At 44.5% G+C, this 20,052-nt stretch carries 21 protein-coding genes and 1 pseudogene; 20 read left to right on the top strand and 2 right to left on the bottom strand.

What is annotated here, in order from left to right:
* Positions 1 to 18 precede the first annotated feature (18 nt).
* The 11 genes and pseudogenes from UFB30_RS13755 (at position 19) to fdhD (ending at position 10,832) form a co-directional block, all read left to right on the top strand.
* Positions 19 to 1,275: a molybdopterin molybdotransferase MoeA gene (locus UFB30_RS13755; RefSeq protein ID WP_322422267.1), complete on the top strand. Its 1,257-nt coding sequence runs from the start codon at positions 19 to 21 to the stop codon at positions 1,273 to 1,275.
* Complete coding sequence (mobB, locus tag UFB30_RS13750) at positions 1,275 to 1,784, top strand: molybdopterin-guanine dinucleotide biosynthesis protein B (RefSeq protein ID WP_322422327.1); 510 nt, start codon at positions 1,275 to 1,277, stop codon at positions 1,782 to 1,784. Before UFB30_RS13755 ends, mobB begins: the two co-directional genes overlap by 1 nt.
* Entirely contained in the window at positions 1,777 to 2,226 is a 450-nt protein-coding gene (locus tag UFB30_RS13745; RefSeq protein ID WP_322422266.1) for a molybdenum cofactor biosynthesis protein MoaE, read from the top strand. The genes mobB and UFB30_RS13745 overlap by 8 nt, the downstream gene beginning before the upstream one ends.
* Complete coding sequence (locus UFB30_RS13740) at positions 2,223 to 2,453, top strand: MoaD/ThiS family protein (RefSeq protein WP_322422265.1); 231 nt, start codon at positions 2,223 to 2,225, stop codon at positions 2,451 to 2,453. The genes UFB30_RS13745 and UFB30_RS13740 overlap by 4 nt, the downstream gene beginning before the upstream one ends.
* Positions 2,450 to 3,070, top strand: a complete 621-nt coding sequence (mobA, locus tag UFB30_RS13735) for a molybdenum cofactor guanylyltransferase (RefSeq protein WP_322422264.1) — start codon at positions 2,450 to 2,452, stop codon at positions 3,068 to 3,070. The genes UFB30_RS13740 and mobA overlap by 4 nt, the downstream gene beginning before the upstream one ends.
* Positions 3,057 to 4,064 (top strand): GTP 3',8-cyclase MoaA, encoded by a 1,008-nt coding sequence (gene moaA / locus UFB30_RS13730; RefSeq protein ID WP_322422263.1) that lies wholly within the window; start codon positions 3,057 to 3,059, stop codon positions 4,062 to 4,064. The genes mobA and moaA overlap by 14 nt, the downstream gene beginning before the upstream one ends.
* Positions 4,065 to 4,079: 15 nt before the next feature.
* Positions 4,080 to 4,589, top strand: a complete 510-nt coding sequence (locus UFB30_RS13725; RefSeq protein ID WP_322422262.1) for a MogA/MoaB family molybdenum cofactor biosynthesis protein — start codon at positions 4,080 to 4,082, stop codon at positions 4,587 to 4,589.
* Positions 4,590 to 4,970: 381 nt separating this feature from the next.
* Positions 4,971 to 7,934: a formate dehydrogenase subunit alpha gene (fdhF, locus tag UFB30_RS13720; RefSeq protein WP_322422261.1), complete on the top strand. Its 2,964-nt coding sequence runs from the start codon at positions 4,971 to 4,973 to the stop codon at positions 7,932 to 7,934.
* Positions 7,927 to 8,481, top strand: a pseudogene (locus tag UFB30_RS13715) (helical membrane plugin domain-containing protein); the annotation flags it as partial. The gene fdhF and the pseudogene UFB30_RS13715, both read left to right, overlap by 8 nt.
* Positions 8,482 to 8,685: 204 nt before the next feature.
* Positions 8,686 to 9,960, top strand: a complete 1,275-nt coding sequence (locus tag UFB30_RS13710; protein ID WP_322422260.1) for an L-lactate MFS transporter — start codon at positions 8,686 to 8,688, stop codon at positions 9,958 to 9,960.
* Positions 9,961 to 10,019: 59 nt separating this feature from the next.
* The gene (fdhD, locus tag UFB30_RS13705) at positions 10,020 to 10,832 is read left to right on the top strand and encodes a formate dehydrogenase accessory sulfurtransferase FdhD (RefSeq protein ID WP_322422259.1); all 813 of its coding nucleotides are present in this window, start codon (positions 10,020 to 10,022) and stop codon (positions 10,830 to 10,832) included.
* A gap of 219 nt (positions 10,833 to 11,051) precedes the next feature.
* Here the strand turns inward: fdhD and UFB30_RS13700 are convergent, their stop codons facing one another.
* Together UFB30_RS13700 and UFB30_RS13695 are read right to left on the bottom strand one after the other, a co-directional pair.
* Positions 11,052 to 11,438, bottom strand: a complete 387-nt coding sequence (locus UFB30_RS13700) for a sporulation protein (protein WP_322422258.1) — start codon at positions 11,436 to 11,438, stop codon at positions 11,052 to 11,054.
* Between the two features lie 47 nt (positions 11,439 to 11,485).
* Positions 11,486 to 12,703: an MFS transporter gene (locus UFB30_RS13695; protein ID WP_322422257.1), complete on the bottom strand. Its 1,218-nt coding sequence runs from the start codon at positions 12,701 to 12,703 to the stop codon at positions 11,486 to 11,488.
* Between the two features lie 148 nt (positions 12,704 to 12,851).
* On the opposite strand from UFB30_RS13695, the gene UFB30_RS13690 reads away from it, so the two are divergent.
* From UFB30_RS13690 to UFB30_RS13650, 9 genes are all read left to right on the top strand, one after another.
* The gene (locus UFB30_RS13690) at positions 12,852 to 13,664 is read left to right on the top strand and encodes an STAS domain-containing protein (RefSeq protein WP_322422256.1); all 813 of its coding nucleotides are present in this window, start codon (positions 12,852 to 12,854) and stop codon (positions 13,662 to 13,664) included.
* A 332-nt stretch (positions 13,665 to 13,996) separates the two neighbouring features.
* Positions 13,997 to 14,260 (top strand): metal-sensitive transcriptional regulator, encoded by a 264-nt coding sequence (locus UFB30_RS13685; protein WP_322422255.1) that lies wholly within the window; start codon positions 13,997 to 13,999, stop codon positions 14,258 to 14,260.
* Between the two features lie 55 nt (positions 14,261 to 14,315).
* The gene (locus UFB30_RS13680) at positions 14,316 to 14,795 is read left to right on the top strand and encodes a DsrE/DsrF/DrsH-like family protein (protein ID WP_322422326.1); all 480 of its coding nucleotides are present in this window, start codon (positions 14,316 to 14,318) and stop codon (positions 14,793 to 14,795) included.
* A gap of 30 nt (positions 14,796 to 14,825) precedes the next feature.
* Complete coding sequence (locus tag UFB30_RS13675; RefSeq protein ID WP_322422254.1) at positions 14,826 to 15,605, top strand: sulfite exporter TauE/SafE family protein; 780 nt, start codon at positions 14,826 to 14,828, stop codon at positions 15,603 to 15,605.
* A 531-nt stretch (positions 15,606 to 16,136) separates the two neighbouring features.
* Positions 16,137 to 17,702, top strand: a complete 1,566-nt coding sequence (locus UFB30_RS13670; protein WP_322422253.1) for a Vga family ABC-F type ribosomal protection protein — start codon at positions 16,137 to 16,139, stop codon at positions 17,700 to 17,702.
* A gap of 159 nt (positions 17,703 to 17,861) precedes the next feature.
* Entirely contained in the window at positions 17,862 to 18,254 is a 393-nt protein-coding gene (locus UFB30_RS13665; RefSeq protein WP_322422252.1) for a hypothetical protein, read from the top strand.
* Positions 18,255 to 18,316: 62 nt separating this feature from the next.
* The gene (locus tag UFB30_RS13660; RefSeq protein WP_322422251.1) at positions 18,317 to 18,700 is read left to right on the top strand and encodes a DUF302 domain-containing protein; all 384 of its coding nucleotides are present in this window, start codon (positions 18,317 to 18,319) and stop codon (positions 18,698 to 18,700) included.
* A gap of 62 nt (positions 18,701 to 18,762) precedes the next feature.
* Entirely contained in the window at positions 18,763 to 19,581 is an 819-nt protein-coding gene (locus UFB30_RS13655) for a GNAT family N-acetyltransferase (protein WP_322422250.1), read from the top strand.
* A gap of 1 nt (position 19,582) precedes the next feature.
* Positions 19,583 to 20,026: a GNAT family N-acetyltransferase gene (locus UFB30_RS13650; protein WP_322422249.1), complete on the top strand. Its 444-nt coding sequence runs from the start codon at positions 19,583 to 19,585 to the stop codon at positions 20,024 to 20,026.
* Positions 20,027 to 20,052 lie beyond the last annotated feature (26 nt).

The raw sequence follows: 20,052 nt of genomic DNA, 5'->3' as shown, positions 1-20,052 counted from the left end.
CTGAAAGGAGCAGATGAAATGGTAGAACAACGTAAACCGATCCCCGTAGCTGAGGCGGTTCAGCGCGTTATCGAAAAACAAGTTTTTTCTAAAACTGAAAAAGTACATATTGAGAAAGCGCTCGGAAGAAGGCTGGCAGAGGATTTAATCGCTACGCATCCGGTACCGCCATTTGACCGTTCACCTTATGACGGATTTGCAGTCCGCTCAGCAGACACTGAAAATGCTTCAAGAGAGAACCCGCTTGATTTTAAAGTGACAGAAACGATTGGTGCAGGATCTGTACAAAGTGTCCCAGTCAGTGAATTTGAAGCAGCACGGATTATGACAGGTGCGATGATGCCATCTGAATGTGATGCAGTCGTCATGCTTGAGTTAACTTCAGAGCCTGAGCCCGGTGTCATGAGAATCAAGCGATCATTTCAAAAGGGCGATAATATCTCATTTCAGGGTGAGGATGCAAAAGAGGGGACAGTGCTGGTTGAAAAAGGAGCCATCGTCAACCCGGGCACGATTGCGCTGCTTGCGACCTTTGGATATGAATACATAACTGCAGCTTCAAAACCGGTTGTCGGGGTGCTTGCGACCGGATCAGAATTACTCGAAGTCAATGAGCCGCTTGAGCCGGGGAAAATCAGAAACAGTAATGCGTTGATGGCTGCTGCCCAGATTGAAAGAGCAGGGGCAGAGGTGAAGATGCTCGGTAAGCTTTCTGATGATCTTGAAGCATGCTATGAATCTGTCAAACAGGCAATGAAGGAAGTGGATATCCTCATTACAACGGGCGGTGTGTCGGTTGGAGACTTTGATTTCCTGCCTGAAGTATATAAGCGCCTTGAAGCAGAGGTGTTATTTAATAAAGTGGCGATGCGTCCGGGGAGTGTCACGACGGTTGCACATAAAGACGGACAGTTTTTATTTGGACTTTCAGGCAACCCTTCTGCCTGCTATGTCGGGTTTGAATTATTTACAAGACCATTGATCCAGCAAATGCTAGGGAACCCAAAACCACATCTCCCTGTAGAAAAAGCAGTACTTGGAGCAGACTTTACAAAGCCGAATCCATTTACACGTTTTGTCAGAGGGACACTCACCATCAACAATGGCAGACTTGAGGCCAGTCCATCAGGGTTTAACAAATCGAGTGCAGTCAGTTCGCTCGCTGCAACGAATTGCCTGATCGTCTTACCTGGTGGAACAAGAGGTTTTACAGCCGGAGATCAGGTGAAAATAGCACTTCTTGAAACAGCCGAAAGCAGTGAAATGCCTTGGTAATGCCTATTTTGCAGGTGGTTGGCTATCAGAACAGCGGGAAGACGACGGTGATGAATCGCCTGGTGAGAACGGCTGCAGAGAATGGTTTAAAAGCGGGAACAATCAAGCATCATGGTCATGGAGGCGTACCTGATTACACGAATACTGCAAAGGACAGCAGCCGTCACTTCCAGGCAGGTGCTGCGATCAGTACAGTCGAGGGTTCTGGGGCTATTGTGATTGAGTCTGTGAGCGGATTGACAGATTTAGAGAATCTGCTCACTTTTTACAGGACCCTCCCCCTTCATGTTATCCTTGTAGAAGGATATAAAAGGGAGCCATTCAGCAAGATTGTGGTCATTCGGAATGAAGAAGAGCTGGCACTGCTTGATCAGTGCTTAAATATAAAAGCCGTCATTTCTGCGGTGCAAATTGACCGTCCGGATCTGACAGTATTTGAATATCAGGATGTAACATCATATACAGACTGGTTTGGAAACTGGTTAAAGGAGGCTGGCAGCCATGTTTGAAGTCACATCTGAGCCGCTATCAATTGAAGCGGTCTCACAGAAAGTGATCCGCCCTGAAGCAGGGGCAGTTGTCACATTTACAGGAACAGTAAGAGAATTCACAAAAGGGAAGCGCACGCTTTATTTAACATATGAAGCTTATGCCTCGATGGCAGAAAAGCAGCTTAAGAGAATTGGAGATGAAATCACCACACGCTGGCCTGACGCTGTAACAGCAATCTCTCACAGAACCGGAAAGCTTGAAATCTCTGATATTGCTGTTGTGATTGCAGTATCGACCCCTCACAGAAAAGACGCCTATGAGGCAAATGAATATGCGATTGAACGGATCAAACAGATTGTGCCAATCTGGAAGAAAGAGAAGTGGGAAGACGGTGAAGAGTGGATCGGTGATCAGCTTGAATCAAATGCCGGTGTCCCTGAAAAGGAGGAAATCAGATGATTAAAGTGAACTGTTTTGCTCACCTGAAGGAGCTTGCAGGCGGCAATATGATTCAGATTGACCGTAAAGAAATGTCTGTCAAAGAACTGCTTGAAGAAGTGCAGAGACAATACCATATTCAGTCGGATAGTGTCCTGGTCGCAATCAATGAAGAGTACGCATTACCTGATGATCAGGTAACAGAACATGATACGGTTGCCCTGATTCCGCCAGTGAGCGGGGGATGAAGATAAAGGGAGCTGTTATGGCAGGCGGCGAGTCACGTCGCTTTGGCCGTCCGAAAGCCTTTGCCACCTGGGAGGACAGCCGCTTTTATGAAAGGGCAGTGGATGCACTCGCGCCGATCTGCAATGACGTCGTGCTATCAGTCAGAGAAGATCAGCTGAATGATTTTCCCGGCTTTTCAGGAAAGCTGGTGACAGACCTCCCACCCTATGAATCATGCGGACCGCTGGGTGGATTATTTGCACTGATGACAAAGACTGACGCAGAAGTGATCATCACATTGCCGTGTGATATGCCGCTATTTGAAAAAGAGGATGCAGAAAAACTGCTGAACTTTTTTAGCAGTCAAAAAGATATACAGGCACTGATTCCATCGGTGAATGGGAAGTTGCAGCCATTATCAGCTGTGTATTCAGGAAGCTGTCTCCCAGTCATTAAAGCTCAGCTGGAAGAAGGGGATTTCCGGATGAGAAGCTTTTTTGAACAGGTTAACTGGCTGGAGGTACCGCATACCGGACTTGGGATCAGCGAAGCAGCCTTCAGTAATATCAATGATCAGCAGGCATATGAGCAAGTAAAGCAATACGCACAGAGGAGGACGACGGATGGAACCGATTAAAGATTTTTATCAGCGGCCGCTGCATGACATTCGAATTTCCGTTACCGATCAATGTAACTTCCGGTGCGGATACTGCATGCCGGCAGAAATATTCGGACCGGACTTTGCTTTTATGCCAAAAGAACAGTACCTGACTTTTGATGAAATTGAAAAGCTTGTCAGGGCGATGAGTGAAATGGGTGTTGAAAAAGTCAGGCTGACTGGGGGAGAACCGCTCCTCAGAAAAGATCTGTACGAGCTGATTGAGAAGCTCACTGCAATCGAAGGGATCAAAGACATTGCACTCACTACGAATGCAATGATGCTGCCAAAGCTTGCAGGGAAACTGAAGGCTGCCGGACTTCAGCGCGTCAATATTAGTATGGATGCAATTGAAGAGGACGTTTTTAAAAAAATGAACGGCAGAAACGTCAGTACGAAGCCTGTAATTAAAGGAATAGATGCTGCACTTGAAGCTGGACTTGAAGTGAAAATTAATATGGTCGTGCAAAAAGGTGTGAATGACGATCAGATCCTCCCGATGGCGCGCTACTTTAAAGAACGTGGCATCATGTTAAGGTTCATTGAATTCATGGATGTCGGCAGTACAAACGGCTGGAAAATGTCATCTGTCGTCACGAAAAAAGAAATCATTGGCATGCTGAATGAAGAATTTGAAGTGGAACCGGCTGATCCGAATTATTACGGTGAAGTAGCTGACCGCTACATTTATAAAGGAACGGATACTGAAGTCGGGGTAATCTCTTCTGTATCAGATTCATTCTGCTCGACGTGTACACGTGCAAGACTGTCAGCAGATGGGAAAATGTACACATGTCTGTTCGCGACAGAAGGCCACGATCTGAAAAAGGCGGTTCAGACGAAGAATCACACTGAGCTAGTTGAAGCAGTTTCATCAATCTGGCGTGTGAGAAAAGACCGTTACTCTGATGAAAGAACAGAAGAAACAGCGAAAAACCGTCCTAAAATTGAAATGTCTTATATCGGCGGATAAAGGAGCTGAAATCACTTGCATGAAGAACATAAAAAGCAGGCGCCGCGCACGGTTGCCTGTAAAGTCATCACAGTCAGTGACACAAGAACGGAAGAAACAGATAAAAGCGGCAGGCAGATGAAAGAGATGCTTCAGGCATCAGGTCATGAGGTCGCTGCTTATGAAATCGTTACAGATGAAATCATCCTGATTCAGCAGGCGGTTAAAGCCGGACTGATGGACGACGGAATCCAGGCGGTTCTGATCAATGGAGGAACCGGGTTAGCTGCACGGGACGTCACCATTGAAGCCGTAACGCCGCTATTTGAAAAAGAAATCCCTGGATTTGGGGAACTGTTCAGGTTCTTAAGCTATACAGAAGACATCGGTTCAGCTGCGATGATGTCGCGTGCAGTTGCAGGTGTTGCCAGCAAAACAGCCGTATTCTCAACACCCGGCTCAACAGGTGCAGTGAAGCTTGCGATGGAAAAGCTGATATTGCCTGAGCTTGGGCACGTGATACGTGAATTGAATAAAGACCAGTAAAAAACCGCGGCACCGGGCTGCGGTTTTTGTTTTGGATGCTGTCGCTGTTTTGGTCGGGGATGTAGCAATCCGCGCTAAAGTTTTAGCGATACGCCCGGGAAGTTGTAGCAATTCCCGCTAAAGTTGCGGCAATCCCCCCGGAAACCGGTAGCATTCCACCTTGGAAGTTATAGAAATCTCTCCGTAACCTTGCAGCAATCCCCCTGAACGCCTCACTCTCCCATCCATCCTCTTCCAAGAATTTTGTCGAAAATATGTCTTTTTTCAGAGAATCTAGTTTTACGAAACATTCATTAGGGTATTTATGACCAGGTGAGAAAACTGAATATTTTTAAAAAAGCTGCCTTCTGAGCAGTAATCCATTACGGGGGAGAGATCAATGTGTCAGGTCAAATTAACGTAACGATTAACGGCAAACCAGCTGTAATCAGTGAACATTTGTCTGCAATGCAGGCATTGGAAGACCACCAGACTGAAGTTCCGTCTGTTTGTTATCACCCGAGTCTCGGAGCAATTGAGACGTGTGATACGTGTATTGTTAAAGTGAATGGCGAGTTTGTCCGTTCATGCTCTACACAGCTGAAAGAAGGGGACGCAATTGATGGCGTGTCAGCTGATGTAAAAGAAGCGCAGGTCGTCGGAATGGACAGAATCCTCAGAAATCACGAGTTGTATTGTACAGTGTGTGATTACAACAATGGTACGTGCGAAATACATAACACCGTCAAGGACATGAAAGTCAATCATCAGAGCATGCCATTTGAAGAAAAACCTTACGAAGTGGATGATTCAAACCCATTTTACCGCTATGACCCGGACCAGTGTATTTTATGCGGACGCTGTGTGGAAGCATGTCAGGATGTTCAGGTAACTGAAACACTGACAATTGACTGGACGCTGAAAAAGCCGCGTGTCATTTGGGATAAAAACTCCAAAATCAATGAATCTTCATGTGTATCATGCGGTCACTGTTCAACAGTCTGCCCATGTAACGCAATGATGGAAAAAGGGATGGAAGGCGAAGCTGGATTCCTGACGGGTCTTGCGAAAAATACCCTTCGTCCGATGATCGAGATCACGAAAAATGTTGAAACAGGATATGGTTCGATCCTTGCCATTTCAGATGCGGAATCAGCCATGCGTGAAGACCGGATTAAAAAGACGAAAACAGTCTGCACATACTGTGGTGTCGGCTGCAGCTTTGATATCTGGACGAAGGACCGCAAAATCCTGAAAGTCGAGCCTTCCGTTGATGCACCGGCAAATGGAATCTCTACATGTGTGAAAGGTAAATTCGGCTGGGATTTCGTAAACAGCGAATCAAGAATTACGAAACCTTTAATCCGTGAAGGCGATGCATTCAGAGAAGCTGAATGGGATGAAGCGCTGAACCTGGTTGCGTCAAAAATGAAAGAACATAAAAAGAACAGTGGTGCAGACTCAATGGCATTCATCAGTTCTTCTAAATGTACAAATGAAGAATCATACGTCATGCAGAAACTTGCGCGAGGTGTGGTCGGCACAAATAACGTGGACAACTGTTCAAGATACTGTCAGACACCGGCAACGATGGGGCTGTTCAGAACAGTCGGCCACGGTGGTGACTCAGGTTCAATTACCGATATTGCGCAGGCCGGCCTTGTGCTGATCGTCGGCTCTAACACAGCTGAATCCCACCCTGTACTTGCGACGCGTGTGAAGCGTGCCCATAAGCTGCACGGCCAGCGTTTGCTTGTGTCAGATATCAGAAAGCACGAAATGGCAGAAAGAGCAGATCTGTTCTTCCAGCCAAAGCCAGGGTCTGATCTTGTCTGGCTTTCAGCTGTAACGAAATATATCGTCGATCAGGGATGGGCGGACGAAACATTCCTGAATATCCGTGTAAATGGACTTCAGGAATATGTCGACAGTCTTGAGAAATTCACATTGGATTACGCGTCAGAAGCAACCGGTCTATCAAAAGAAACGCTGATCCAGATTGCTGAAGAAGTGCATAATGCGAAAACAACATCAGTCCTTTGGGCAATGGGTGTAACGCAGCACTCAGGAGGAAGTGATACAAGTACAGCAATCTCCAACCTGCTTTTAATCACAGGCAACTATGGTAAGCCAGGCGCAGGAAGCTATCCGCTGCGCGGTCACAATAATGTACAGGGAGCAAGTGATTTCGGCAGTATGCCGGACCGTTTCCCGGGTTACGAAAAAGTGGCTGATGATGAAGTCAGAGCGAAATATGAAAAAGCCTGGAACACAGAGATTCCGGGTGAACCGGGATTAAATAACCATGAGATGATTGATGCCATCCATGAAGGCAACCTGAAGATGATGTATCTGAAGGGTGAAGACATGGGCATTGTTGATTCTAATATCAACTACGTGCACGAAGCATTTGAAAAGCTTGATTTCTTTGTTGTACAGGATATCTTCCTTTCAAAAACAGCTGAATTTGCTGATGTTGTGCTGCCGGCAAGTCCGAGTCTTGAAAAGGATGGTACGTTTACAAACACCGAAAGACGTGTGCAGCGTCTATACCAGGCACTTGAACCGCTTGGTGATTCAAGACCTGACTGGGAAATTATTCAGGACCTTGCAAACCGTCTCGGTGCAGATTGGAACTACACGCATCCGAGTGAAATCATGGAAGAAGCTGCATCACTTGCACCGCTTTATGCCGGAGTAACGTATGAACGTCTTGAAGGCTATAAGAGTCTTCAATGGCCGGTCGCTGCAGACGGTACTGATTCGCCGCTATTGTTCCTGGAAGATTTCCCGTTCCCGGATGGAAAGGCAAGACTGTTCCCGGTGGACTGGACAAAGCCGCTTGAGTTTGACGAAGAATACGATATTCACGTCAACAACGGCCGTCTGCTTGAGCATTTCCACGAAGGAAATATGACTTATAAGTCTCACGGCATTGCCTCTAAGACACCTAATGTATTCCTTGAAGTGTCAGAAGAGCTTGCGAAGGATAGAGGACTTGAAGACGGCACACTTGTCAGACTGACGTCTCCTTATGGCGCAGTGAAGGTTGAATGTCTTGTGACGGACCGCGTAAAAGGGAAAGAAGTATATCTGCCGATGAATGATAATGGTGAAGGTGCGATTAACTACCTGACCAGCTCGCAGGCAGATAAAGATACTGATACACCAGCCTACAAGGAAATCAGCGCGAAAATGGAAGTGCTGAAGCCGAAAGGTGAGAGACCAATCCCGAGAACAAATCACCGCAATGGGAATCCTCAGCCGCAGCTTGGCGTCAGAGTGGATAAAAAGTGGGCACGTAAAGATTATGTGTTCCCTGGAGACCTTGTGAAACTTCGGAAGGAGGCGTCTAAGCGTGGCTAAAGCGACAAAAGTAATTCACCGTATGGAATTCAGTGAAGAGGAAATCCGTCAGCGTGATTTAGAGGAAATTAAAACAAGACTTCTTGAAAATAAAGAGGCGATCCATGAGATATTTGACATGATTGAACACATGCAAAGAAGAGGTGTGCTTGATATGGGCACCTCGCTATTCGCAGAAGGTGACAAGGTCCTTGATGTAATTGTGAAAACACTTGATTCTAAAGAAACAACAAATAGTATTAAAAATCTGCTGCTCATGGTGGGCACGCTTGGCACATTGAACGTTCAGCAGCTTGAACCGCTGATTCTGAAAGTGAATGCGGGTATTGCCAAAGTGGCAGAGCTGGATGAAAAGCGGGAGCAGGAAGGGTACTTCACCCTTCTGCGCTCACTGAATGATCCGGAAGTAAAGCGTGCAATGGCAGTAGGTGCGGCCTTTTTAAAAGGGCTGGGTGTGAAGCAGGATGATTATGAAAGAACAACACAAAAGCCTGAGGATCAAAAAATGGAAGAGGATCATGAGCCAAAAGAAAGCGAAGACTGGAACGGTGATATTTTTACAACTGAGTATCACAAGCTGACAAACAACTCAGCTCCTGTCAAAAATGATTCGGGTTCCTCCAATAAGAACAGCTGGCTGCTGCCGGCAGGACTTGCTCTCGCTGCAATTCCGATCTCATATTTTTTAAAGAAAAAATAATGACTGAACCCCCGGACGCTCAGTCCGGGGACAAATTGAGGGGGAACAATAATGGCTGAAAAAAAGCTTAAAAACCGCTGGCTGATCGCTGCGTCAGCGGTAGGTATTCATATTTCGATCGGATCTGTATATTCGTGGAGTGTATTTTCCAACCCATTAAATGAAAAGCATGGCTGGGAGTCCAGTGATATTGCTTTGATTTTTAGTATTGCTATCTTATTTTTAGGTCTTTCAGCTGCTTTTATGGGGCACTTTGTTGAGAAGCATGGTCCAAGGAAATCCGGGATGATTGCTGCAGTGAGTTTTGGTATTGGAATGATCGGCTCCGGTTTTGCAGATGGGATCGGAAATCTCTATCTGCTGTATTTCTTTTATGGTGTGTTAGGTGGAATCGGCCTCGGGATCGGGTATATTACACCGGTTTCAACCCTTGTCAAATGGTTCCCTGACAGACGGGGACTGGCAACCGGTCTTGCGATCATGGGATTTGGTTTTGCGTCAATGATCGCAAGTCCTGTGATGGAAGCATTAATTAATAATATTGGTATTTCGGGAACCTTCTATTTACTCGGGGCCATCTATTTCGTTCTGATGTTCAGCTCTTCTCTTTATCTCGAAAAACCGCCTGCTGATTATGTTCCGAAAGGCATGACGCAGGAAGAAAAGAAGGAGAAACAAGAGAACACAGAAACCGGGGATCTTGCACAGCTGACTGCAAATGAAGCTGTTAAAACCGTACGTTTCTGGGCACTTTGGATTATGCTCTTCATTAATGTGACATGCGGGATCGCCATTATTGCCGTTGCTTCTCCAATGGCACAGTCTATTGCAGGCATGACGGCTGGCGCTGCAGCATTAATGGTAGGAATCATGGGCGTATTCAACGGACTTGGCCGTCTCGGTTGGGCTTCTGCCTCGGATTATATCGGCCGCCCGAATACGTATACGACATTTTTTGTTCTGCAGATTGCGGCATTCATTATGCTGCCTAACGTAACCAATGCGCTGCTGTTTCAAATTTTAATCTTTGTCATCCTGTCATGTTATGGCGGAGGGTTTGCCTCAATTCCTGCGTTTATCGGAGACCTCTTTGGAACAAAGCAGCTTGGTGCGATCCACGGGTATATCTTAACAGCATGGGCAGCGGCGGGTCTTGTCGGTCCGAGTGTGGTGACGAGAATTGAAGAGGCAACAAACAGCTACGCCCTGACGATGTACATCTTTACAGGGGCATTTGTTGTTGCATTAATTGTATCTCTGTTAATCCGTGTTAATATTAAGAAAATACGAGAAGAAAATGCTGCACCGGCTGAAGCAACAAGCTGATGCTGTAAGTCCGGGCTGCCTCAGCCCGGACTTTTCTGACACTAAAGGGAGGGTGCTGAATGAGCGCTGATTCCATAAAGAAAAGAAAGATTTTAAGAGTAGCTGATGGAGAAGCAAAATGGGTGGAAGATACGATCGTAACCGAACAGGTGCTGACGATTAAACTGAATGGGGAGGAATTTGTGACCGTTGTCTGTTCCCCTGAATACATGGAAGACCTGGCCGTCGGTTACCTTGCATCAGAAGGGGTGATCCGCTCTGAAAAAGATATCAGCTCCATCAGGTTAGATTCAAAAGGCGGATTTATTCATGTGACAGCTGAACACCTCAATCCGTTATATGATTCATTGCAGAATAAGCGTTATATAACCTCATGCTGCGGTGGCAGCCGTCAGGGGTTTGTCTTCGCAAGTGATGCCATGACTGCTAAAAAAATGACCGAACAAAATGTAAAACTGCACCCTGACCAGTGCTTTCATCTGATGCAAAAACTGCAGCAGTCTGCATTAACCTTTAAAGAAACAGGCGGTGTACATAATGCAGCTTTATGTACTGAGGATGAGATTGTCCTGAGTAGAATGGACATCGGCCGGCACAATGCACTTGATAAGATATATGGGCATTGCCTTCGTCAAAACATCTCTGTGAAAAATAAAGTCATTGTATTCAGCGGAAGATTATCGTCAGAAATTCTGCTAAAAGTTGCGAAAATCGGATGTGAAATGGTGATATCAAAGTCGGCACCAACTGAGCGCGCACTGGAACTGGCTGAAGAGTTAAATATGACAACAGTCGGCTTTGTCAGAGGGAATTCTTTTAACGTGTATACATGTCCTGAAAGAATTATTTTGAAAGAAGCATCTCTGAATTAAAATGAACATGAAACAATATTAATAGTATGAGAAAACATAATATTTATTTAAATCTTAGTGCAGCGGAGCGTAAGGCGGCGACTCCGGGACGAATAGAGGGAAGCTGAGACCCCGCAGCCGCAGGCGAGGAGGCTCAGCAACCTCCGTCCGGAAAGCGCCCGTCTGAAGCGCAGCGGAACAATTAAAGGGTGAGACATATTTGTCCCACCCTTTTTGACGTTATTCAGCCTTTAATTCATCATGATCAATATACTGCACCTGATCTTCAAAAATCAATTTTGTTCTGAAGCGGTAGCGGCACTGGTCACTTTTATCCTTTAAATGTTCAGGAATCACATAGGAAAAAGGTATTTCCCTGATCACTTTATCGTCAATTTCCTTAGACATATAGATAGTCGTTGCAATTTCTACAGGCTTTTCATCTAAATGTTTTGGATCGAACGCCATCAGGTCACATTCAAGGCGGGACACTTTCTTTCGTTTCTTCGGTCCCTGTAAATAAAATGTTCCTGTAATTTGAGTGCCCGGTATCAGTACATTTTGATCTAATACCAGATCAACTTTTCCTTTACCCGGAGATAACATATTTGTCAGCTTTTTAAACATGATGTCACATCCTTTGATTACTATACGAACCAATCTGCCTTCTGGTTTCACTTAATCATGCCACCGGGTGTCGATGCAAGTTTTTCACTGCTCTGAAGCCTGACAAACCTTGTATAAAACACTCCGGTCATGATGAGTGAGAACAGCCCGAATACAATGACCATGTAAGCGAGACCGATTAAATCAAGAAACAGCCCGGTCATCAGCAGCACGACCTGAAAGACGATCCGGTCCAGCATATTTCTAAATGAAAAGAACCTTCCGTGAAACTCTTTTGGAATTCTCGTTTGAAAAATCGTTGCAGCTGTCGGGAAAAAGCAGCCGACTGCGAAACCGAAGATGATAAATGCAAGAATGGTCAGGAATGGAATATGTGCGAAAAACAAGATGAGCTGAGAAAGTCCGATGACAAAAGAAAATGTAAACAATATGGTATACGGAGAAAAGGCTTCTCCCAGCTTTTTAATAACAAAAGCACCAGCCATAAAAGCAATACCCTCAGCAGTATAGATCCAGCCTTTGATTGCTGAACTATCCTGAATTTCACTGATATTAATGACAACCAGATTAAATCCGCCGATAAACAAGAGTGGAACCAGTGTTAAAATAAGTGTCATCATGACGATCGGCAACCCTTTGATAATCGGAAATACCTCTTTAAAACCTGCACTCCGCTTACCTTCAGAAGGAAGTTTTGCCGGCTGCTGTTCTTCAATCACAAGCAGCCAGGTTAACCCGAATAAAATGAGATAAGAAACGAGAGATAGAATATATACAGTTGATAACGGCAGCTGGACAACCAGTACACCTGCGATTGCAGTACCAAGAACCCTGGATAATGTAGCAACGTTCATATGAATCCCGTTCAGCTGAAGCAGATCTCTTTCCGCCACAACGAGCGGTAATGCTGCCTGCAAAGCTGGAAAATAAAAAGCGGCTGCCACTTGTATAAATACCAAAAAGACAATCATCCAGATAATTGAATCCTGCTGGATGGCAATTAACATAAAAATAACACTCAGAGCCCGGACAAAGCCTGAAGCAAGCATAACTGTTTTTTTGTGTAACTGATCAATCAGCCTGCCGGCAAGGGGACCAATCAAAATACTCGCCAGCAGTCCTGCGCCAAGAATCAGAGATTTCACAAAATCAGATGGAACCTTTTCCTGCATAAACTCCAGATTACCGATAATACCAAGCCATAAACCCACTCCGGCTATAAACTCACCTGCAAGCAGAATCCACACATTGCGATTACGAAGCATAACGAACCTTCTTTCTGAATATGTACCTACGTGAAAAAGTATGGGGTAAACTATTTCGTTTGTCTATATAATAATTTGCATTTACTTTTTGACAAAAATAAGAGAACATTATATGTAAAGATTCGACAACACCAGGGGGGAATAATGAATGAAAGCTTATGAGCAACTCGGTTCGTACATACTTGAAAAAAGACACGAATTAGCGTTAAAGCTTGATGGGGGAAGCCCTGATTTGTTACTGTCGAAAAATGATGAGCAAAAACTGATTGATCTTCAAAGTGATCTTATTTCATATATAGGTACAGCGATTAAGTATAATGACGCCACCGGACTTGAAGAACAGGTCATTGACTGGGCAAGAAAAACAGGTGAATCAGCTGTACAAAGAGGAATTGAGCTTGATGACGGTCTCAGTATTCTTTCACAGCTGAGAATGTTGATCTGGAAGCTGATGTCAGAAAAGCAGGATGAGCTGAATTTTACTGCCGAAGAAATTACCGCGATCAATTACAACATTGAGCCGGTCATCAACAAAGCCGGCCGCGAATTCAGTATGGCTTACGTGGAAGATTACCGCCGTTATATGAAGAAAGCTCAAAGCAGCGTAATGGAATATTCCGTTCCTGTGGTAGGCTTGAACGATCAGGTAGCGATTCTCCCATTGATTGGTGAACTCGATGATGATCGTGCAAAAATTTTAAAAGAAGTAGCCCTTCATAAGTGTATTGAGCTTCGCAATTCTATATTAATTCTGGATCTTTCAGGTGTTCCGACAGTAGACACGATGGTTGCAAATGAGCTCTCACAGGTGATTGATTCACTGAAGCTGATAGGCGTTAAAACGATCCTGACAGGCCTCCGACCGGAAATTGCCCAGGCTGTCGTGGAAATCGGCATCAAATTCGAAGGCATGACGATCCGTAAGAATTTAAAAACTGCGATAGAAGGATTATCGATTTAAGTTTTAAAAAAGTTGGTACAAGATAATCTATAAAGCAAAACGACATTTATAATAAAATTTTAGTGCAGCGGAGCGTAAGGCGGCGACTCCGGGACGATTAGAGGGAAGCTGAGACCCCGCAAGGCTTGCCTGAGGAGGCTCAGCAACCTCCGTCCGGAAAGCGTCCGCCTGAAGCGCAGCGAAACGATTTTAAAAGTCTAGGACACTTTTGTCCCAGGCTTTTTTTGTTTTAACTTCTCTTTGAAAAAAATACCATCACATCTCTTGACAACATACCCCATTGGGTATATTATGGGTCATGTAATCAATGTTAAGCAAGGGAGGTTCACTTCATGGATTACTCAAAACAGTCTGTTCACCGGTTAAAAAGAGTGGAAGGTCAGCTTCGTGGTGTACTTGCAATGATGGAAGAAGAAAAGGATTGTAAGGATGTCGTGACGCAGCTGTCAGCGATCCGAACAGCGATTGACCGGACAATTGGATTAGTCGTAAGTGAAAATCTGGTATCGTGTGTAAGAGAAGCGAGAGAAGATGATGAGCGCGAACCGGAGGATGTAATCAAGGAAGCGGTGAACCTGCTTGTGAAGAGCAGGTAATTTTTTTGAAAACTAATATACCCTATGGGGTAATTATATTTAGGAGGATTTTTAAATCATGGAAAAGAAAAGAACAACGATTGTATTATTCAGCGGTGACTACGACAAAGCGATGGCTGCTTATATTATTGCAAACGGAGCAGCAGCTTACGATCACGAAGTAACGATTTTTCATACATTCTGGGGACTGAATGCCCTTCGTAAAGACGGAGACGTTGAAGTTCAAAAGAGCGGCATGGAAAAAATGTTCGGTAAAATGATGCCTAAGGGTGCAGATAAAATGGGTCTGTCAAAAATGAATTTTGGCGGTCTTGGACAGAAAATGATTAAAGGTGTAATGAAAAAGCACAATGCAATGGAACTGCCAAACCTGATTGAAATGGCACAGGAACAGGACGTAAAGCTTGTTGCATGTACGATGACAATGGACCTTTTAGGACTTCATAAAGAAGAACTGCTGGATGAAATCGAGTACGCAGGCGTTGCAGCTTACCTGGCAGATGCAGAAGACGGGAATGTGAATCTGTTTATCTAATTCTAAAAGAGCAGCCGGGAGGTGTAAGGTTTGAGTATTGAACTGTTTATTGTATTATTTCTCATTGGATTTATAGGCTCTTATATTTCAGGGATGCTTGGGATCGGGGGCTCAATTATAAAATACCCGATGCTTCTGTATATCCCGCCATTATTCGGACTTGCAGCATTTTCAGCGCACGAGGTTGCAGGGATTTCAGCTGTGCAGGTGTTCTTTGCTACCATTGGTGGTGTATGGGCATACCGTAAAGGCGGGTATTTAAATAAAACGCTGATTGTTTATATGGGTGTCAGCGTATTGATCGGAAGTCTGATCGGTGGTGTAGGCTCGGATGCGATGTCAGAAGCTGCGATTAATACTGTGTACGGGGTGCTTGCTTTAATTGCAGCAGTCATGATGTTTGTACCTAAGAAAGGCCGGGAGGATATTCCTTTTGATCAGATCACTTTTAACAAATGGCTTGCAGCTGTTTTAGCATTTATTGTTGGGATCAGTGCTGGTATTGTAGGTGCAGCAGGAGCTTTCCTGCTCGTTCCGATTATGCTGGTCGTCCTGAAGATTCCGACCCGTGTCACGATCGCATCTTCACTGGCCATCACATTTATCGCTTCAATCGGAACAACGATCGGTAAAATCACCACAGGACAGGTCGATTATCTGCCTGCACTGGTCATGGTGGTAGCCAGCCTGATTGCTGCTCCCCTTGGTGCTAAGTTAGGTAAAAAAATGAATACAAAAATTCTGCAGATCTTACTGGCACTCATTATTTTGGCGACTGCCATTAAAATCTGGCTGGATATTTTACTGTAAAACGGTCTGGTGACCCTGGGACTTTATGTTTCCGGGGGATCCGGATTTTTTTGTGTTAATCGGGCGTGTTGTATAGCAGGTCCAATGTCATGATTTCATGAACCGGCGTTATAATCTCCTGAACCACCGCGAAAATGTTCTGAATACCAGAGATCATGTCATGAACCATTCAGGTAATCTCAGGAACATGCACAGAAATCTCATGAACCCAATCCCCAAAACCTGAAAGCAGCTTGACAGAAAATAACTGTTTGCCATAAGATAGTGCTAACAAACAACGGAAGGGTGACCCGGGAGAATGTGGAACTAATTCTATTTTTGAAAACAAAGATGAATGAAGTGATGAAAGGCAAACGCAACCAGTCTGTCTTCACGCGCATCATCCGTTTTCCAAATAGGATTAGGCTTTTCACACCGGGTACGCTCGCGGCAGTTGCCGTGGTCTATTTGCGTACGCCCATGCCTCCTATTCGGATAAACGGATAGGGGGCTTTTTTTGTCCCCATAATGATGAAAACAGGGGATGATCGAATGACTTTAATTTGTTCAATTAAGGAAATCAGCTATTCAGTCAGGGAAAGAGAGCTTTTCCATATTGATGAACTCGAAATCAGAAAAGGTGACCGGATCGGACTTGTCGGTAAAAATGGTTCCGGAAAATCAACACTCCTTCATTTAATCAGCGGTGAGCTGAAGCCTGATGAGGGAGATATATTCAGAAACGGACGGATTACACTTCTACCGCAGCTGAAAAACACCGATACCGTTCAAAGCGGAGGAGAGGTGACACAGGCTTATATTAACCAGGCTTTTGCAGAGAATCCGGATCTGCTGCTGGCGGATGAGCCGACAACGAACCTTGACGTGGAAAGGGTGAAGACGCTTGAACAGCATTTGTCACGGTTTGGGGGATCAATGGTGCTGGTTTCTCACGACCGTGCGTTTCTGGATCTGCTCTGTACCAGTATTTGGGAGATTAGTGATGGGAATCTGAAGGAATATAAAGGCAACTATCAGGATTATGCTGATCAGAAACAGCTTGAAGTGCGTCAGGCAGAAGCAGCGCATGAACAGTATGAACGGAAGAAAAAACAGCTTGAAGCTGCAATCGAGGAAAAAGAGAAGCGGGCAAAAAGAGCGACGAAAAAACCGACAGATGGGACAGCGTCAGAGCATAAAAATGCGAAACCATATTTTGCGAAAAAGCAGAAGAAACTGAGGCAAACCGCTAAAGCACTTGAAACAAGACTTGGCCAGATGGAAAAAGTGGAAAGACCGAAAGAAGCACCACCAATTAAAATGACGCTGCCAAATGAATCAGATATGAAGGGAAGACCGATTATCAGGTTTGAAGAACAGACCATTAAAGCAGGCAGCAGAGCGTTATTTGATCTCCAGCCATTCTATCTGAAGGGTGGTCAAAAGACTGCGCTGATCGGAGGGAACGGAACAGGAAAAACGACGCTGATTAAGTCTATTCTTGCCAGGAAGGAAGGAATCTCAGTTTCACCGGCAGTGAAATTCGGTTACTTCAGTCAGAATCTTGATATCCTGAAGCCTGATAAGACGATTCTTGAAAATGTGATGGAGGATGCCATCCAGACAGAAGACATTGTCAGAACGATTCTGGCACGCCTTCACTTTTACAGAGATGATGTGTTCAAACCGGTGCATGTCCTGTCAGGCGGAGAAAGAGTAAAAGTTGCTTTTGCCAAAATCTTTGTCAGTGATTTGAATGTGCTGGTCATGGATGAACCGACCAACTTTCTTGATATTGACGCTGTGGAAGCGCTGGAGGGATTGTTGCAGGAATACCGGGGGACGGTGCTATTCATTTCCCATGACAGAAAAATGGTCTCAAAACTTGCGGAAAGAGTGCTTGAAATCAAAAACGGAAAGCTGACAGTTTTTGATGGGAACCTGCAGGAATTCTTGCAGCATGAACCAAAAGAACATGATGAAACATCGGATGAATTGTTAAAGGTTGAAACGAAAATATCTGAAGTATTAAGCCGTCTCAGCATGTCCCCCAGTGAAGAGCTGGATCAGGAATTTCAGCAGCTATTGAAAAAAAAGAGAAGTCTTCTTAAAAAATAGCTATGTTAAAGATCATTGATGTTTCTGCACAGCTGGTGATTGTAGCGGAAAGCGTCCCCCCCTGAAGCGGAAATCAACAGCCAACTTTAACAAAGCTTAAAAAATAAAGGAATCGCTAAGCCCTCAGCCGAAATAGACAGAATGAGGGGAGCTGTTACATTGGAAAAAACAATTGAAGCATTTATAGAAGCCTGGAAAGATTCTTCTATCTCCAGGCTGACCGACTTTATCCATCCACAGTATCAGGCAAGAGAAATCAGAAACGGCCAGGCTGAGGACTTTGGATATGAGGAGTCAGTTAAAGGGTGGTCAGATGCTTTTCAATCCCTTTCATCCGGTATCAATGAGTGGATCATAGAAGAGCGTGCGAGATACAAATTAAACAATACGGAAACAACCGTTGTGTTGTGGGTAACCGTTAAAACTGAAGCGGACACTCAGTTAAGCGGAAGTCTATTCTTTGAAACGTTTCGTGAAAAAGATGGTCAAATAAAGCTTGTCAGGAGTTATATTGAAACTGGTGTTTTAAGGGAATATGGTCAATTTTTCTGATTGAAGGAATACTCATTAGGGTATCGTATGTGTGTAACTTCAATTCAGAAAGGGGTATCATCATGTTTCATTACACAGTGGAAACAAAGCAGTCGGTGGAAGAAGCAATGACAACACTCGAGAACAACCTGAAGGAAGAACAATTCGGCGTTCTATGGCAGTTTGACATTAAAAATAAGCTGCAGGAAAAAGGGCTGGATTTTGATCAGACATTCCATGTCCTTGAAGTATGTAACCCTAAAGAAGCGAAAAATGTACTGGAAAAGAACCTGCTCGCAGGCTATTTTCTGCCATGTAAAATGGTTGTCTATGATGAAAATGGAACGACAAAGATCGGGATGCCAAAACCGACTTCATTAATCCAGATGGTAGAGGATGAAGACATCAGAAGCCTTGCAGCAGATATTGAAGAAAGACTAATTGCATGTATGGAAAAAAGTGTGTAAAACAGAACAAAGGGACGGCAGCGCTCTTTTAGCGCTGCCTTTTTAAATGGGGGAAACATTGAATGAAAAGTCTAATCAGATTAGTAAAAGCAGAGGCATCCATGGTAAAAGAGCTTACAGCTTTATCATCAGAGGTTTTCAGCCGGGAAGCCGCCAGATGGCTCACTGCTGGAGAAGAAGATGCAAACATTCAGCCGCCCGGTTATGATTCAGAAGACATGATGACCTATATGATTACGTACCTTGATACATATGGCATTTACAATGATGGGACCTTGATCGGAGGGGCTGTCTTAACCCTTCCTGCTTCAGGCTATGCCAGGATCGACCGGATTTTTATAGCTCCTGAGCTGCAGGGGAAAGGGTTTGGAAAAGAAGCAATCCGCCAAATAGAAAAAAGCTATCCTGAGGTTACACGCTGGCAGCTTGAAACATCACCAAAGCAGATTGGCAACCGGTATTTTTATGAATCAGTGGGATATGAGTGTGTATGGGAAACAGAAGAGCTCATGTTTGAGAAGAAGCTTTTAGCGTCTGTTGAACCTGAAAATACCCGCAGACAGGACCAGGATTACACTAGTGCTGAATTGATATCAGTACAAGCAAGGGGAGTTAAAGTGACAGATGCAAATATAAGGTCATTACATATTTCCAATGCAGCCATGCAGCAGACAAAAATGCAAAATGTCAATTTATCTGACAGCCTTGTTGCAGATTCTACCGTGCAAAATGCCACGTTCTGGTTTGCTGATCTCAGCAGCTCTGTTTTCAGAACCTCAGATATGTCTGGTGTAGCGCTTGAAAATTGCAATATAGCCGGTATGACAATTGACGGTATATCTGTTGAAGAACTGATGAAGGTTTATAAAAAGGGGAAATGAAATGGTCTATCTAAAAAGAATCGATAAAGACAACTGGCTTAAGGCAATCAGTCTCAAAGTAAGAGAGGATCAGCAAAACTTTGTTGCCTCAAATGCGGTTTCACTTGCACAGCTGAATTTTCTTCCCGGTTTTCATGCACAGGGGATCTATGCGGATGATAAAATGGTCGGATTCACATTGTACGGAATTGATGAAGATGACGGGGAATACTGGATGTACAGAATGATGATTGATGAAAAGCATCAGGGGAAAGGGTATGGAAAAGCGGCAATTGAATGTGTAATTGAAGATATCAGACAGCATAAAGAAGACCGTCATACAACGCTTACGCTGTCTTATGAGCCTGAAAATACATTTGCAGGAGCGCTGTACCAGAGTATGGGGTTTAAAGAGCAGGAGGGCTTATTCATTGAAGGGGAGCAGGTCGCGCGCTATACGTTCTAATCAGATATTTCTGTGCATATAATGCC

Origin of the sequence: Jeotgalibacillus haloalkalitolerans, assembly GCF_034427455.1 — a bacterium.
Classification (GTDB): domain Bacteria; phylum Bacillota; class Bacilli; order Bacillales; family Jeotgalibacillaceae; genus Jeotgalibacillus; species Jeotgalibacillus haloalkalitolerans.
Note: the sequence above shows the minus strand (reverse complement) of the source record. Positions and strands in the feature narration are given on the sequence as shown.